Annotated in this window: 12 protein-coding genes; 11 read left to right on the top strand and 1 reads right to left on the bottom strand. The window is 57.6% G+C overall.

The window, feature by feature from the left end; translation table 11 throughout:
- Nucleotides 1-156: 156 nt before the first annotated feature.
- Nucleotides 157-468, top strand: a complete 312-nt coding sequence (locus ACW9JC_RS22080) for a DUF485 domain-containing protein (protein WP_150702757.1) — start codon at nucleotides 157-159, stop codon at nucleotides 466-468.
- Nucleotides 465-2,123 carry a cation acetate symporter gene (locus ACW9JC_RS22075; RefSeq protein WP_150702758.1) on the top strand — a complete coding sequence of 553 codons (1,659 nt, stop codon included), beginning with the start codon at nucleotides 465-467 and terminating at the stop codon, nucleotides 2,121-2,123. Before ACW9JC_RS22080 ends, ACW9JC_RS22075 begins: the two co-directional genes overlap by 4 nt.
- A gap of 392 nt (nucleotides 2,124-2,515) precedes the next feature.
- On the opposite strand, the gene gltA is transcribed toward ACW9JC_RS22075, so the two are convergent.
- Entirely contained in the window at nucleotides 2,516-3,805 is a 1,290-nt protein-coding gene (gltA, locus tag ACW9JC_RS22070) for a citrate synthase (RefSeq protein WP_338582324.1), read from the bottom strand.
- Nucleotides 3,806-4,168: 363 nt separating this feature from the next.
- On the opposite strand from gltA, the gene sdhC reads away from it, so the two are divergent.
- The 9 genes from sdhC (at nucleotide 4,169) to sucD (ending at nucleotide 15,515) form a co-directional block, all read left to right on the top strand.
- Nucleotides 4,169-4,543 carry a succinate dehydrogenase, cytochrome b556 subunit gene (sdhC, locus tag ACW9JC_RS22065; protein WP_154851239.1) on the top strand — a complete coding sequence of 125 codons (375 nt, stop codon included), beginning with the start codon at nucleotides 4,169-4,171 and terminating at the stop codon, nucleotides 4,541-4,543.
- Nucleotides 4,537-4,905 carry a succinate dehydrogenase, hydrophobic membrane anchor protein gene (sdhD, locus tag ACW9JC_RS22060; protein ID WP_007977503.1) on the top strand — a complete coding sequence of 123 codons (369 nt, stop codon included), beginning with the start codon at nucleotides 4,537-4,539 and terminating at the stop codon, nucleotides 4,903-4,905. Before sdhC ends, sdhD begins: the two co-directional genes overlap by 7 nt.
- Nucleotides 4,906-4,908: 3 nt before the next feature.
- On the top strand, nucleotides 4,909-6,681 hold the full coding sequence (sdhA, locus tag ACW9JC_RS22055) for a succinate dehydrogenase flavoprotein subunit (protein ID WP_338582323.1): 1,773 nt from the start codon (nucleotides 4,909-4,911) through the stop codon (nucleotides 6,679-6,681).
- Nucleotides 6,682-6,692: 11 nt separating this feature from the next.
- Nucleotides 6,693-7,397, top strand: a complete 705-nt coding sequence (locus ACW9JC_RS22050; protein ID WP_338582321.1) for a succinate dehydrogenase iron-sulfur subunit — start codon at nucleotides 6,693-6,695, stop codon at nucleotides 7,395-7,397.
- 261 nt (nucleotides 7,398-7,658) lie between these two features.
- Nucleotides 7,659-10,490, top strand: a complete 2,832-nt coding sequence (locus tag ACW9JC_RS22045) for a 2-oxoglutarate dehydrogenase E1 component (protein WP_338582320.1) — start codon at nucleotides 7,659-7,661, stop codon at nucleotides 10,488-10,490.
- Between the two features lie 42 nt (nucleotides 10,491-10,532).
- The gene (odhB, locus tag ACW9JC_RS22040) at nucleotides 10,533-11,753 is read left to right on the top strand and encodes a 2-oxoglutarate dehydrogenase complex dihydrolipoyllysine-residue succinyltransferase (RefSeq protein ID WP_338582319.1); all 1,221 of its coding nucleotides are present in this window, start codon (nucleotides 10,533-10,535) and stop codon (nucleotides 11,751-11,753) included.
- A gap of 98 nt (nucleotides 11,754-11,851) precedes the next feature.
- The gene (lpdA, locus tag ACW9JC_RS22035; protein ID WP_103394793.1) at nucleotides 11,852-13,288 is read left to right on the top strand and encodes a dihydrolipoyl dehydrogenase; all 1,437 of its coding nucleotides are present in this window, start codon (nucleotides 11,852-11,854) and stop codon (nucleotides 13,286-13,288) included.
- A 179-nt stretch (nucleotides 13,289-13,467) separates the two neighbouring features.
- On the top strand, nucleotides 13,468-14,634 hold the full coding sequence (gene sucC / locus ACW9JC_RS22030) for an ADP-forming succinate--CoA ligase subunit beta (protein ID WP_007919879.1): 1,167 nt from the start codon (nucleotides 13,468-13,470) through the stop codon (nucleotides 14,632-14,634).
- A complete protein-coding gene (gene sucD, locus ACW9JC_RS22025; protein ID WP_095060813.1) occupies nucleotides 14,634-15,515 on the top strand; it encodes a succinate--CoA ligase subunit alpha in 882 nt (293 codons plus the stop codon). The genes sucC and sucD overlap by 1 nt, the downstream gene beginning before the upstream one ends.
- The last annotated feature ends 118 nt before the right edge of the window (nucleotides 15,516-15,633 follow it).

Below are 15,633 nucleotides of genomic sequence, written 5' to 3'. Positions count from 1 at the left end.
GCTCCTACAGTCATATTGATCGTCGGGAAATTGTTTCCTGCTGATAATTGGCAAAAACGTCATGTGGTTCTAAGACTAAGGTCGTCTGGAACCTGCCCCGCAGCCGCATAGAGTGGATACCGTTCCAACTTAATCTGTGCTGCGAGGATAAAAACAATGAACGACAGCATTTACCTCTCGATTCAAAACAGCCCGCGCTTCAAGGAGCTGGTTAGCAAGAGGGAACGATTCGCCTGGATTCTTTCGGCGATCATGCTAGGGCTTTACTCCGGATTCATCCTTTTGATTGCTTACGGGCCGCATGTACTGGGGGCGAAACTCAGCCCTGAGTCATCGATTACCTGGGGCATACCGATCGGTGTCGGGCTGATCCTTTCGGCCTTCATCCTGACCGGCATTTACGTACGACGCGCCAATGGCGAATTCGACGACCTGAACAATGCGATTCTCAAGGAGGCTCAGCAATGATCCGGCGTCTAATGGCTCTATTGAGCATCGCAGCCTTCGCACCTGGAGCCTGGGCGGCTGACGCCCTGACCGGCGCCGTGCAGAAACAACCGCTGAACGTCGCCGCGATCCTTATGTTCGTGGCGTTCGTCGGCGCGACGTTGTACATCACTTACTGGGCGTCCAAGAAAAACAACTCGGCCTCCGACTACTACGCCGCTGGCGGCAAGATCACCGGTTTCCAGAACGGTCTGGCGATTGCCGGTGACTACATGTCGGCAGCTTCCTTCCTGGGTATTTCCGCGCTGGTGTTCACCTCCGGCTACGACGGCCTGATCTACTCGATCGGCTTCCTGGTGGGCTGGCCGATCATTCTGTTCCTGATCGCCGAGCGTCTGCGTAACCTGGGTAAATACACCTTTGCCGACGTGGCGTCCTACCGCCTCGGGCAAACCCAGATTCGCTCGCTGTCCGCTTGCGGTTCGCTGGTGGTGGTGGCGTTCTACCTGATCGCGCAAATGGTCGGTGCAGGCAAGCTGATCCAGCTGCTGTTCGGTCTGGACTACCACGTTGCGGTGATCCTGGTCGGTATCCTGATGTGCATGTACGTGTTGTTCGGCGGCATGCTGGCGACCACCTGGGTGCAGATCATCAAGGCAGTGTTGCTGCTGTCCGGTGCCTCCTTCATGGCGCTGATGGTGATGAAGCACGTCAACTTCGACTTCAACATGCTGTTCTCCGAGGCGATCAAGGTTCACCCTAAAGGTGAAGCAATCATGAGCCCGGGCGGCCTGGTGAAAGATCCGATCTCGGCATTCTCCCTTGGTCTGGCACTGATGTTCGGTACCGCTGGCCTGCCACACATCCTGATGCGCTTCTTCACCGTGAGTGATGCGAAAGAAGCTCGCAAGAGCGTGCTGTACGCAACTGGCTTCATCGGTTACTTCTACATCCTGACCTTCATCATCGGCTTCGGCGCGATCCTGCTGGTCAGCACCAACCCGGCCTTCAAAGATGCGGCTGGCGCGCTGTTGGGCGGCAACAACATGGCGGCGGTGCACCTGGCCAACGCGGTGGGTGGCAGTATCTTCCTGGGCTTCATCTCGGCAGTAGCGTTCGCGACCATTCTGGCAGTGGTTGCCGGTCTGACCCTGGCCGGTGCATCGGCGGTGTCTCACGACCTGTACGCCAGCGTGATCAAGAAAGGCAAGGCTAACGAGAAGGATGAGATTCGCGTCTCGAAAATCACCACTATCGCTTTGGCGGTGCTGGCGATCGGGCTGGGCATTCTGTTCGAAAGCCAGAACATTGCGTTCATGGTGGGCCTGGCGTTCTCCATCGCGGCGAGCTGCAACTTCCCGGTCCTGCTGCTTTCCATGTACTGGAAAAAGCTGACTACCCGCGGTGCGATGATCGGCGGCTGGCTGGGCTTGATCAGCGCTGTTGGCTTGATGATCCTTGGCCCGACCATCTGGGTGCAGATCCTGCATCACGAGAAGGCTATCTTCCCGTACGAGTACCCGGCGCTGTTCTCGATGATCATTGCCTTTGTCGGTATCTGGTTCTTCTCGATCACTGACAAGTCGACTGCTGCGGACAATGAGCGGGCGCTGTTCTTCCCTCAGTTCGTTCGTTCGCAGACCGGTCTTGGGGCGAGTGGGGCGGTATCGCACTAAGGCTTGATGCTTTTATATAAGTAACGCAGTTGTACGAGATGCCCCGGTCGAGAGATCGGGGCATTTTTTTATTGGGCGGTAATCGACCTGAATTTGTTGGGTGTACCTGATTTACTGTGGGAGATTCTATGTTGCGGATATCCCCAGTCCCTGTGGGAGTCAGCCTGCTGGCGATGACGATCTGACAGTCGAGCTGGATTCGCGGATGTATCAGGTCAAAAGATCGCAGCCTCGTTGCACTCGACAGCTCCTACAGGGAAAGGCGTTCGAACTAACGACCGTGCCGGTAAGCCGCCTCGAATTGACTGAGTAAACCGGCACAAACAAAAACGGCCCCTATATAAATAGAGGCCGTTCCCGGTACAACTCAACACGCTACAGCAAGAAAAATCTTACTTGCGGTCTTCCAGCTTGGAGATATCACGCGACTCGTAGCCGGTGTACAGCTGGCGTGGACGGCCAATCTTGTACGGGCTGGAGAGCATTTCCTTCCAGTGAGAGATCCAGCCAACGGTCCGCGCCAGGGCGAAGATCACGGTGAACATGCTGGTTGGAATGCCGATTGCCTTGAGGATGATCCCCGAGTAGAAGTCGACGTTCGGGTACAGCGAACGTTCGATGAAGTACGGGTCGGTCAGGGCGATCTCTTCCAGGCGCATGGCCAGTTCGAGTTGCGGATCGTTCTGGATGCCCAGTTCCTTCAACACTTCGTCGCAGGTCTTCTTCATCACGGTGGCACGTGGATCGCGGTTTTTGTAAACGCGGTGACCGAAGCCCATCAGTTTGAACGGATCGTTCTTGTCCTTGGCCTTGGCGATGTACTTGTCGATGTTCGAGACATCGCCAATTTCATCGAGCATGGTCAGAACGGCTTCGTTCGCACCGCCGTGGGCAGGGCCCCACAGTGCGGCGATACCGGCGGCGATACAGGCGAACGGGTTGGCACCCGAGGAGCCTGCCAGGCGCACGGTGGAAGTCGATGCGTTCTGCTCGTGGTCGGCATGGAGGATGAAGATCCGGTCCATGGCCTTGGCGAGCACCGGGCTGATCGGTTTGATCTCGCACGGGGTGTTGAACATCATATGCAGGAAGTTTTCCGCGTACGTCAGGTCGTTGCGCGGGTACATCATGGGTTGGCCCATGGAGTACTTGTAAACCATCGCTGCCAGGGTCGGCATCTTGGCAACCAGGCGGATCGCGGAGATTTCGCGATGCTGCGGGTTATTGATGTCCAGGGAGTCGTGGTAGAAGGCCGAAAGGGCGCCGACTACACCGCACATGACGGCCATCGGGTGGGCGTCGCGACGGAAGCCGTTGAAGAAAGTCTTCAGCTGCTCGTGAACCATGGTGTGGTTCTTCACGGTGCTGACGAACTGGGCCTTCTGTTCTGCGGTCGGCAATTCGCCGTTGAGCAGCAGATAGCAGGTTTCCAGGTAGTCCGACTTTTCAGCCAGCTGTTCGATCGGGTAGCCGCGGTGCAGCAGAATGCCGTTGTCGCCGTCGATATAGGTGATCTTCGACTCGCAGGAAGCGGTCGACATGAAACCAGGGTCAAAGGTGAAACGGCCCGTGGCCGTCAAGCCCCGAACATCGATAACATCGGGACCAACGGTGCCGGTTAAAATGGGCAGCTCGACGGGGGCTGCGCCCTCGATGATCAACTGCGCTTTTTTGTCAGCCATGTGGCCTCCTATTTATGCTTGAAATCATCAGACAGACCCCCCACGCAGGGCCCGCACCACTATAGTGAGATAAATTCGAATGTCAATTTGCCTAAAGTCTTGCTCCAGAAGGCTTTAACCCGACTTTTTTCTCGAAATTGCCTGCCATTTACGCCTTTTATGTCAGTTGCGCAATCCGCTGTTTGGGTTAGGTCTTTGCGTTGTCATTAGTAGCCTAACTGTCTATACTCGGCCACCGACCGCCAAGGGCTTTTGGGCCTGCTTTATTGGGGGTCGCATCCCTGGGTGGTGGTTACCTGACCAGTGCACTCCCCAACAACTTTGCCCTGATTGTTAGGGGCTCTTCAGTGTGAAAAAAAAGCCGTGAAAAGCCAACGACCTGTAAACCTAGACCTAAGGACCATCAAACTCCCCATCACCGGCGTTACGTCGTTTCTTCACCGTGTTTCCGGCATCATCCTCTTCCTGGGCCTTGGCTTCATGCTTTATGCATTGGGCAAGTCTTTGGGTTCCGAGGAAGGTTTTGTCGACGTGAAGGCAACCTTGACCAGCCCGCTGGCCAAGTTCGTAGCATGGGGCCTCCTGTCCGCTCTGCTGTATCACCTGGTAGCCGGTGTGCGCCACTTGATCATGGATATGGGCATCGGTGAGACGCTGGAAGGCGGCACGCTGGGCTCGAAAATTATCATCGCCATTTCCGTGGTGTTGATCGTTCTGGCAGGAGTTTGGATATGGTAACCAGCGTTACGAACCTTTCGCGTTCCGGTCTGTATGACTGGATGGCGCAACGTGTGTCTGCGGTCGTTCTCGCGGCTTATTTCATTTTCCTGATCGGATACCTCGCTGCGAACCCGGGCATTGGCTATGACCAGTGGCACGGCCTGTTCGCCCACAACGGGATGCGTATCTTCAGTCTGCTGGCCCTTGTGGCCCTGGGCGCTCACGCCTGGGTCGGCATGTGGACCATCGCGACCGACTACCTGACGCCGATGGCGCTGGGCAAGTCCGCGACTGCAGTACGTTTCCTTTTCCAGGCAGTATGCGGCGTTGCAATGTTCGCTTACTTCGTCTGGGGTGTGCAGATTCTCTGGGGTATCTGATTCATGGCTAACATTCCAACGATTTCTTTCGATGCCATCATTATTGGTGGTGGCGGTGCCGGCATGCGCGCAGCGCTGCAACTGGCGCAAGGCGGTCACAAGACTGCCGTGATCACCAAGGTGTTCCCGACCCGTTCGCACACCGTATCCGCTCAAGGCGGCATCACCTGTGCCATCGCTTCGGCCGACCCGAACGATGACTGGCGCTGGCACATGTACGACACCGTCAAGGGTTCCGACTACATCGGTGACCAGGACGCAATCGAATACATGTGTCAGGAAGGCCCGGCCGCAGTTTTCGAACTGGACCACATGGGTCTGCCGTTCTCCCGTACCGAACAAGGCCGCATCTACCAGCGTCCGTTCGGTGGTCAGTCCAAGGACTACGGTAAAGGCGGCCAGGCTGCGCGTACTTGCGCTGCATCCGACCGTACCGGTCACGCCCTGCTGCACACCCTTTATCAGGGCAACCTGAAAGCCGGTACCACGTTCCTGAACGAGTACTACGCTGTTGACCTGGTGAAGAACTCGCAAGGCGAGTTCGTCGGCGTTATCGCCATCTGCATCGAAACCGGCGAAACCACCTACATCCGTGCCAAGGCTACCGTTCTGGCCACCGGCGGTGCAGGTCGTATCTACGCATCGACCACCAATGCCCTGATCAACACCGGTGACGGCGTTGGTATGGCGCTGCGTGCCGGCGTACCGGTACAAGACATCGAAATGTGGCAGTTCCACCCGACCGGCATCGCCGGCGCCGGTGTACTGGTTACAGAAGGTTGCCGTGGTGAAGGCGGTTACCTGATCAACAAGCACGGCGAGCGTTTCATGGAGCGTTATGCTCCGAACGCCAAAGACCTTGCCGGTCGTGACGTGGTTGCCCGTTCGATGGTGAAAGAAATCATCGCCGGCAACGGTTGCGGCCCGAATGGCGACCACGTAATGCTCAAACTCGACCACTTGGGCGAGGAAGTGCTGCACAGCCGTCTGCCAGGCATCTGCGAACTGTCGAAAACGTTTGCTCACGTTGACCCGGTCGTTGCTCCGGTTCCGGTTGTTCCGACTTGCCACTATATGATGGGCGGCGTGCCGACCAACATTCATGGTCAGGCGATCACTCAGAACGCTGAAGGCGTGGACGAGATCATTCATGGTCTGTTCGCTGTAGGCGAAGTGGCTTGCGTATCGGTTCACGGTGCCAACCGTCTGGGCGGCAACTCGCTGCTCGACCTGGTGGTATTCGGCCGTGCTGCCGGCCTGCACCTGGAAAAAGCGCTGACCGACGGCATCGAATACGACGACGCTACCGAAGCTGACATTGAAGCTGCCCTGTCGCGCCTGAACGCACTGAACAACCGTACCGAAGGCGAAGACGTGGCTACCCTGCGTCGCGAACTGCAAAACTGCATGCAGAACTACTTCGGTGTATTCCGTACCGGCGAATACATGCAGAAGGGTATTGCCCAGCTGGCTGACCTGCGCGCGCGCATCGCCAACGTCAAGATCAACGATAAGTCGCAAGCGTTCAACACTGCACGTATCGAAGCTCTGGAACTGCAGAACCTGCTGGAAGTGGCTGAAGCTACCGCCATCGCTGCCGAAGTACGTAAAGAGTCCCGCGGTGCTCACGCCCGTGAAGACTTCGAAGACCGCGACGACGAAAACTGGCTGTGCCACACCCTGTACTTCCCGGGTGACAAGCGCGTGACCAAGCGTGCTGTGAACTTCTCGCCGAAGACTGTTCCGACTTTTGAACCTAAGATTCGGACTTATTAAGGGTGGCCGCCATGTTGCAAGTCAGCGTTTATCGTTACAACCCTGATCAGGACGCCGCGCCGTTCATGCAGGAATTCCAGGTCGATACCGGTGGTAAAGACCTGATGGTGCTGGACGTACTGGCCCTGATCAAAGAGCAGGACGAAGGTTTCTCCTATCGTCGCTCTTGCCGTGAAGGCGTTTGCGGTTCCGACGGCATGAACATCAACGGCAAGAACGGCCTGGCCTGCGTCACGCCGCTGTCTGCTGTTGTAAAAGGTAACAAGTTGATCGTTCGTCCTCTGCCAGGTTTGCCGGTTATCCGTGACCTGGTCGTCGATATGAGCATCTTCTACAAGCAATACGAGAAGGTTAAGCCATTCCTGCAGAACGACACGCCGGCTCCGGCCATCGAGCGTCTGCAGTCCCCTGAAGAGCGTGAAAAGCTCGACGGTCTGTACGAGTGCATCCTGTGCGCTTGCTGCTCGACCTCTTGCCCGTCCTTCTGGTGGAACCCGGACAAGTTCCTGGGGCCAGCTGCCCTGCTGCAAGCGTACCGCTTCCTGGCAGACAGCCGCGATACCAAGACCACCGAGCGCCTGGCTGCGCTGGATGACCCGTTCAGCGTATTCCGCTGCCGGAGCATCATGAACTGCGTCAACGTATGTCCGAAAGGCCTGAACCCGACTAGGGCCATCGGTCACATCCGTAACATGCTGCTCTCGAGCGGCGTGTGATTCAGCTGCTGCAAATGTAGTACCGCTGTACCCGTGGATGCTACGGCGCAGGCTTCAACCGGCGCCGTAGTTTTAACCTGAGCAGCAGCTTATAAGGCTGCGGCTCTTATTTTGAAGAAATGAGACAAGCAGGGGCATCCGGGCTGGTACCCGGACTATCAGTGTGATCCTAGTGGCTTGTTTTGGTCGCTGCATTCGGACTTCTGCAAGTTTGCTCGGTGTCGACACCGGTGGTGTTCCCCTAACCGAGGGTGACCAAGCATGCAAGAAAGCGTGATGCAGCGCATGTGGAACAGTGCCTACCTATCCGGTAGTAACGCTGCCTATGTGGAAGAGCTCTACGAGCTCTACCTGCACGACCCTAACGCTGTGCCAGAAGAGTGGCGCACCTACTTCCAGAAGTTGCCTGCTGACGGCAACTCTGCCACCGATGTTTCGCACTCCACAATTCGCGATCATTTCGTCTTGCTGGCAAAGAACCAGCGCCGCGCCCAACCGGTTTCCGCCGGCAGCGTGAGCAGTGAGCACGAGAAGAAGCAAGTTGAAGTGCTGCGATTGATCCAGGCCTACCGTATGCGTGGCCACCAGGCAGCCCAGCTTGACCCGCTGGGGCTGTGGCAGCGTCCTGCACCTGCAGACCTGTCGATCAATCATTACGGCTTGACCAATGCCGATCTTGATACGACCTTCCGTGCCGGCGACCTGTTCATCGGCAAAGAGGAAGCGAGCCTACGCGAAATTCACGAAGCGTTGCAGCAGACATATTGCCGCACCATCGGCGCTGAATTTACGCACATCACCGATTCCGAGCAGCGCCAGTGGTTCCAGCAGCGTCTGGAAAGCGTGCGCGGCCGTCCGACGTACTCCGCCGACATCAAGAGCCACTTGCTTGAGCGCGTGACCGCCGGTGAAGGCCTGGAGAAATACCTGGGCACCAAATACCCGGGTACCAAGCGTTTCGGTCTGGAAGGCGGCGAGAGCCTGATTCCGATGCTCGATGAGCTGATCCAGCGTTCCGGTTCCTACGGCACCAAGGAAATCGTCATCGGCATGGCCCACCGTGGCCGTCTGAACGTGCTGGTCAACACCTTCGGCAAGAACCCGCGTGAGCTGTTCGACGAGTTCGAAGGCAAGAAGAAGGTCGAGCTGGGTTCCGGTGACGTTAAGTACCACCAGGGCTTCTCGTCCAACGTGATGACCACCGGCGGTGAAGTTCACCTGGCCATGGCGTTCAACCCGTCCCACCTGGAAATCGTTTCCCCGGTGGTCGAGGGTTCGGTTCGCGCCCGTCAGGATCGTCGTAACGATCCAACCGGTGAGAAGGTTCTGCCGATCTCCATCCACGGTGACGCTGCTTTCGCAGGTCAGGGCGTGGTCATGGAAACCTTCCAGATGTCGCAGACCCGCGGTTTCAAAACCGGCGGTACCGTGCACATCGTGATCAACAACCAGGTCGGTTTCACCATCAGCAACCCGCTGGACTCGCGTTCCACCGAGTACGCGACCGACGTTGCGAAAATGATTCAGGCGCCGATCCTCCATGTGAATGGTGATGATCCGGAAGCCGTATTGTTCGTGACCCAGCTGGCCATCGACTACCGCATGCAGTTCAAGCGTGACGTGGTGATCGACCTGGTCTGCTACCGTCGTCGCGGCCACAATGAGGCCGACGAGCCAAGCGGCACCCAGCCGATCATGTATCAGCAGATCACCAAGCAGCGCACCACCCGTGAGCTGTATGCCGATCGTCTGACCCAGGGCGGTGTGCTGGACGCAGAGCGTGTTCAGGCGAAAGTCGACGAATACCGCAACGCGCTGGACAACGGTCTGCACGTAGTGAAAAGCCTGGTCAAAGAGCCGAACAAAGAGTTGTTCGTGGATTGGCGTCCGTATCTGGGCCACGCCTGGACCGCGCGTCACGACACTCGTTTCGATCTGAAGACCTTGCAGGAACTGTCCGCCAAGCTGCTGGAAATCCCGGAAGGCTTCGTGGTTCAGCGCCAGGTTGCGAAGATCTACGAAGACCGTCAGAAGATGCAAGCCGGCGGCCTGCCGATCAACTGGGGTTACGCTGAAACCATGGCGTACGCAACCCTGGCGTTCGAAGGTCACCCGATCCGCATGACCGGCCAGGACATCGGCCGCGGTACGTTCTCGCACCGTCATGCTGTTCTGCACAACCAGAAAGACGCGGGCACCTACATCCCGTTGCAGAACCTGTACGACGGTCAGCCACGCTTCGACCTGTACGACTCGTTCCTGTCCGAAGAAGCGGTGCTGGCGTTCGAATACGGCTACTCGACCACCACGCCGGATGCGCTGGTGATCTGGGAAGCCCAGTTCGGCGACTTCGCCAACGGTGCCCAGGTGGTTATCGACCAGTTCATCACCAGTGGCGAGCACAAGTGGGGCCGTCTGTGCGGTCTGACCATGCTGCTGCCGCACGGTTATGAAGGTCAGGGACCGGAGCACTCCTCGGCTCGTCTTGAGCGTTACCTGCAGCTGTGCGCCGAGCACAACATTCAGGTCGCGGTGCCGACTACGCCGGCACAGATCTACCACTTGCTGCGTCGTCAGGTGATTCGCCCGCTGCGCAAGCCGTTGATCGTTCTGACTCCGAAGTCGCTGCTGCGTCACAAGCTGGCCATCTCGACCCTGGAAGATCTGGCCGAAGGTTCGTTCCAGACCGTTATCCCGGAAATCGACGCCCAAGACCCGAAAAAGGTCGAGCGCGTAGTTCTGTGTAGCGGCAAGGTCTACTACGACCTGCTGGAAAAACGCCGTGCCGAAGGCCGTGACGATATCGCCATCGTGCGTATCGAGCAGCTGTACCCATTCCCTGAGGACGACTTGAAAGAAGTCCTGGCTCCTTATACCAACGTCAAAGCTGCCGTTTGGTGTCAGGAAGAGCCGATGAACCAGGGTGCCTGGTACTGCAGCCAACACCACATGCGTCGCAGCATCAGCAACCTCGACAAGTCTCTCGTACTTGAGTACGCGGGCCGTGAGGCTTCTGCTGCACCGGCATGCGGTTATGCATCGATGCACGCTGAGCAGCAGGAAAAACTGCTGCAAGACGCCTTTACTGTTTAACGCCTTCGCGCACCTGAAACCGAATTTAAGGACCCACAGATAATGGCTATCGAAATCAAAGCCCCCACTTTCCCGGAATCGGTTGCCGATGGCACCGTTGCCACCTGGCACAAAAAACCGGGCGACGCCGTCAAGCGTGACGACCTGATTGTCGACATCGAAACCGACAAGGTTGTCCTGGAAGTGTTGGCGACTGCTGACGGCGTGCTGGGCGCTATCGTCAAGAACGAAGGCGACACCGTTCTGTCCGACGAAGTGCTGGGCTCCATCGAAGCGGGCGGTGCTGCTGCCGCGGCCCCAGCCGCTGCTGCTCCGGCCGCTGCACAAGCTGCTGCTCCTGCCGCCGAAGGCGAAGACGATCCTGTTGCTGCACCGGCTGCTCGCAAGCTGGCTGAAGAAAACGGCATCAACATCGCTTCCGTTGCCGGCACCGGCAAAGGCGGTCGTGTGACCAAGGAAGACGTGGTTGCAGCCGTTGCTGCCAAGAAAGCCGCTCCGGCTGCCGCGCCTGCCAAGGCTGCTGCTCCTTCGGCTGCCGCTCCTGTGTTCGCCGCTGGCGACCGCATCGAGAAGCGCGTACCGATGACCCGCGTTCGTGCCACCGTGGCCAAGCGTCTGGTTGAAGCTCAGTCGAACATGGCGATGCTGACCACTTTCAACGAAGTCGACATGACCGAAGTCATGGCCCTGCGTTCGAAGTACAAGGACCTGTTCGAGAAGTCCCACAACGGCGTGCGCCTGGGCTTCATGTCGTTCTTCGTGAAGGCTGCCACCGAAGCGCTGAAACGCTTCCCGGCCGTCAACGCCTCGATCGACGGTGCTGACATCGTTTACCACGGCTACGCTGACGTCGGCGTTGCAGTTTCCAGCGATCGCGGCCTGGTTGTACCGGTCCTGCGTAACGCCGAACTGATGAGCCTGGCTGAAATCGAAGGCGGCATCGCCACCTTCGGCAAGAAAGCCCGCGACGGCAAACTGTCGATGGACGAAATGACCGGTGGTACTTTCACCATCACCAACGGTGGTACTTTCGGTTCGATGATGTCGACCCCGATCGTCAACCCGCCACAAGCCGCCATCCTGGGCATGCACAACATCATCCAGCGTCCTATGGCCATCAACGGTCAGGTCGTTATCCGTCCGATGATGTACCTGGCACTGTCCTACGATCACCGTCTGATCGATGGCAAAGAAGCTGTGACCTTCCTGGTGACCATCAAGAACCTGCTGGAAGATCCGGCTCGTCTGTTGCTGGATATCTGATAGAAGCAGCCATGAGCTGCAAGCTCGAGCTGACGGAAAACCCGCAGTTTGGCTTGCCGCTCGCGGCTTGAAGCTTTTCGCTAAAGAGGATTTTTTGAATGTCGCAGAAATTTGACGTAGTAGTGATCGGCGCTGGCCCTGGCGGCTATGTGGCTGCCATCAAGGCTGCCCAACTGGGCCTCAGCACTGCCTGCATCGAGAAGTACACCGACAAGGAAGGCAAACTGGCTCTGGGCGGTACTTGCCTGAACGTCGGCTGCATTCCATCCAAAGCGCTGCTGGACAGCTCCTGGAAGTACAAGGAAGCCAAAGAAGGCTTCGCGATCCACGGTATCAACCACGCTGGCGTGACCATGGACGTGCCAGCAATGGTCGGCCGCAAGGCCACCATCGTCAAAGGCCTGACCTCTGGCGTTGCGACCCTGTTCAAAGCCAACGGTGTGACTTCCATTGAAGGTCACGGCAAGCTGCTGGCCGGCAAGCAAGTTGAAGTCACCAAGCCAGACGGCTCGGTAGAAATCATCCAGGCCGAGAACGTGATCCTGGCTCCAGGTTCGCGTCCGATCGACATTCCACCAGCTCCGGTTGACCAGAATGTGATCGTCGATTCGACTGGCGCCCTGGAATTCCAGACCGTGCCTAAGCGTCTGGGCGTGATCGGCGCTGGCGTGATCGGTCTGGAACTGGGTTCGGTCTGGTCGCGTCTGGGTGCAGAAGTGACTGTCCTGGAAGCCCTGGACACTTTCCTGATGGCAGCCGACGCCGCTGTTTCCAAGGAAGCGCTGAAAACCCTGACCAAACAGGGTCTGGACATCAAGCTGGGCGCTCGCGTGACCGGTTCCAAAGTGAACGGCGACGAAGTCGTTGTGAACTACACCGATGCCAACGGCGAACAGAACATCACTTTCGACAAGCTGATCGTAGCCGTTGGTCGCCGTCCGGTGACCACTGATCTGCTGGCTGCCGACTGCGGCGTGACCCTGGACGAGCGCGGTTTCGTGCACGTTGATGATCACTGCGCCACCACCGTACCGGGCGTCTACGCCATCGGTGACGTGGTTCGCGGCATGATGCTGGCGCACAAAGCGTCGGAAGAAGGCATCATGGTTGTCGAGCGCATCAAGGGCCACAAGGCTCAGATGAACTATGATTTGATCCCTTCGGTTATTTATACTCACCCGGAAATCGCGTGGGTGGGTAAAACCGAGCAGGCCTTGAAAGCTGAAGGCGTTGAAGTTAACGTCGGCACCTTCCCGTTCGCAGCCTCCGGCCGTGCCATGGCTGCCAACGATACCGGTGGTTTCGTCAAGGTCATCGCTGATGCCAAGACAGACCGCGTATTGGGCGTCCACGTGATTGGCCCAAGCGCTGCCGAACTGGTTCAGCAGGGCGCGATCGGTATGGAATTCGGCACCAGCGCTGAAGACCTGGGCATGATGGTTTTCTCCCATCCGACCCTGTCTGAAGCCTTGCACGAAGCTGCTCTGGCAGTGAATGGCGGCGCCATCCACATCGCCAACCGCAAGAAGCGTTAAGACAATAAGAAACCACGGCGGTACGGCCCGTCGTGAGCCTTGCATGCAAGACTCACCGCGGAATGTCCGCTGGACGCAGTCTTGCGTAGCTCAGCTACGCAAGCAGCAGTCACAGGTGGTGCGGCACTTGAACAAGTGCAGCACCGAATGCGCAGTACCTAACGAAGACGGTAATAAGCATGAATCTTCACGAGTATCAGGGTAAGCAGCTGTTCGCTGAGTACGGCCTGCCAGTATCCACCGGTTACGCGGTAGACACCCCGGAAGCAGCAGCAGAAGCTTGCGACAAAATCGGCGGCAGCGAGTGGGTTGTCAAAGCCCAGGTCCACGCCGGTGGTCGCGGTAAAGCGGGCGGCGTTAAGCTGGTTCGCAGCAAAGAAGACGCCAAAGCCTTCGCACAGCAGTGGCTGGGCAAGCGTCTGGTGACTTACCAGACTGACGCCAATGGTCAGCCAGTCACCAAGATCCTGGTTGAATCGTGCACTGATATCGCTAAAGAGCTGTACCTGGGCGCTGTCGTTGACCGTTCGAGCCGTCGTATCGTGTTCATGGCTTCCACCGAAGGTGGCGTGGACATCGAGAAAATCGCTCACGACACTCCAGAAAAAATTCTGAAAGCCACTATCGATCCACTGGTTGGCGCTCAGCCATTCCAGGGTCGCGAGCTGGCATTCCAGTTGGGTCTGGAAGGCAAGCAAGTTGCCCAGTTCGCCAAGATCTTCGTAGGTCTGGCCAAACTGTTCAAGGATCACGACCTGGCCCTGCTGGAAGTGAACCCGCTGGTGATCAAGGCTGACGGCGATCTGCATTGCCTCGATGCCAAGATCAACATCGACGCCAACGCCATGTACCGTCAGCCTAAGCTGAAGACTTTCCACGATCCGTCGCAAGACGATCCGCGCGAAGCGCACGCTGCCAAGTTCGAACTGAACTACGTAGCACTGGAAGGCAACATCGGTTGCATGGTCAACGGTGCTGGCCTGGCCATGGGTACCATGGACATCGTCAACCTGCATGGCGGCAAACCAGCCAACTTCCTCGACGTGGGCGGCGGTGCTACCAAAGAACGCGTTACCGAAGCGTTCAAGATCATTCTGTCCGACACCAACGTCGCTGCAGTACTGGTTAACATCTTCGGCGGCATCGTTCGTTGCGACATGATTGCCGAAGGCATCATCGGCGCTGTGAAAGAAGTCGGCGTGAAAATCCCGGTTGTTGTTCGCCTTGAAGGCAACAACGCTGAGCTGGGCGCTAAAGTACTGGCAGAAAGCGGTTTGAACATCATCGCTGCTACCAGCCTGACCGACGCTGCTCAACAAGTTGTCAAAGCTGCGGAGGGCAAATAATGAGCGTCCTGATCAATAAAGACACCAAAGTTATCTGCCAGGGTATTACCGGTTCGCAAGGTAGTTTCCACACCCAGCAAGCCATCGAGTACGGCACCAAGATGGTTGGTGGTGTAACTCCAGGCAAAGGCGGCACCGAGCACCTGGGTCTGCCAGTGTTCAACACCGTTAAAGACGCAGTAGCTGCCACTGGCGCTACCGCCAGCGTGATCTACGTTCCGGCTCCTTTCTGCAAAGATTCGATCCTGGAAGCTGCTTTCGGTGGCATCAAGCTGATCGTTTGCATCACCGAAGGCATTCCTACCCTGGACATGCTGGACGCTAAAGTTAAGTGCGACGAACTGGGTGTAATCCTGATCGGCCCTAACTGCCCAGGCGTGATCACCCCAGGCGAATGCAAGATCGGCATCATGCCAGGTCACATTCACTTGCCAGGCAAGGTCGGTATCGTTTCCCGTTCCGGCACCCTGACCTACGAAGCTGTTAAGCAGACTACTGACGCCGGTTTCGGTCAGTCGACTTGCGTCGGCATCGGTGGTGACCCGATCCCGGGTTCGAACTTCATCGACATCCTGAAGCTGTTCCAGGAAGACCCGAAGACCGAAGCGATCGTAATGATCGGTGAGATCGGCGGTTCGGCTGAAGAAGAAGCGGCTGCCTACATCAAGGCACACGTGACCAAGCCGGTTGTTTCCTACATCGCTGGTGTGACTGCTCCTCCGGGCAAGCGCATGGGCCATGCTGGCGCAATCATCTCTGGCGGCAAAGGCACTGCAGACGAGAAGTTTGCTGCCCTGGAAGACGCAGGCGTTAAAACCGTGCGTTCGCTGGCAGACATCGGCAAGGCTTTGTCCGAGCTGACCGGTTGGGCTGTCAAGTAAGCCTCGCGCTTAACTGACGCTTCACCAAACAAAGGCCACCTTCGGGTGGCCTTTGTCGTTTTTGAAGATCAAAAGATCGCAGCCTTCGGCAGCTCCTACAGAAGCTCATTCCCCTATA

The sequence above is a fragment of the Pseudomonas sp. SDO5591_S426 genome (assembly GCF_054070755.1).
The sequence above is the reverse complement of the archived record's forward strand: the minus strand, read 5'-3'. Positions and strand labels throughout refer to the sequence as shown.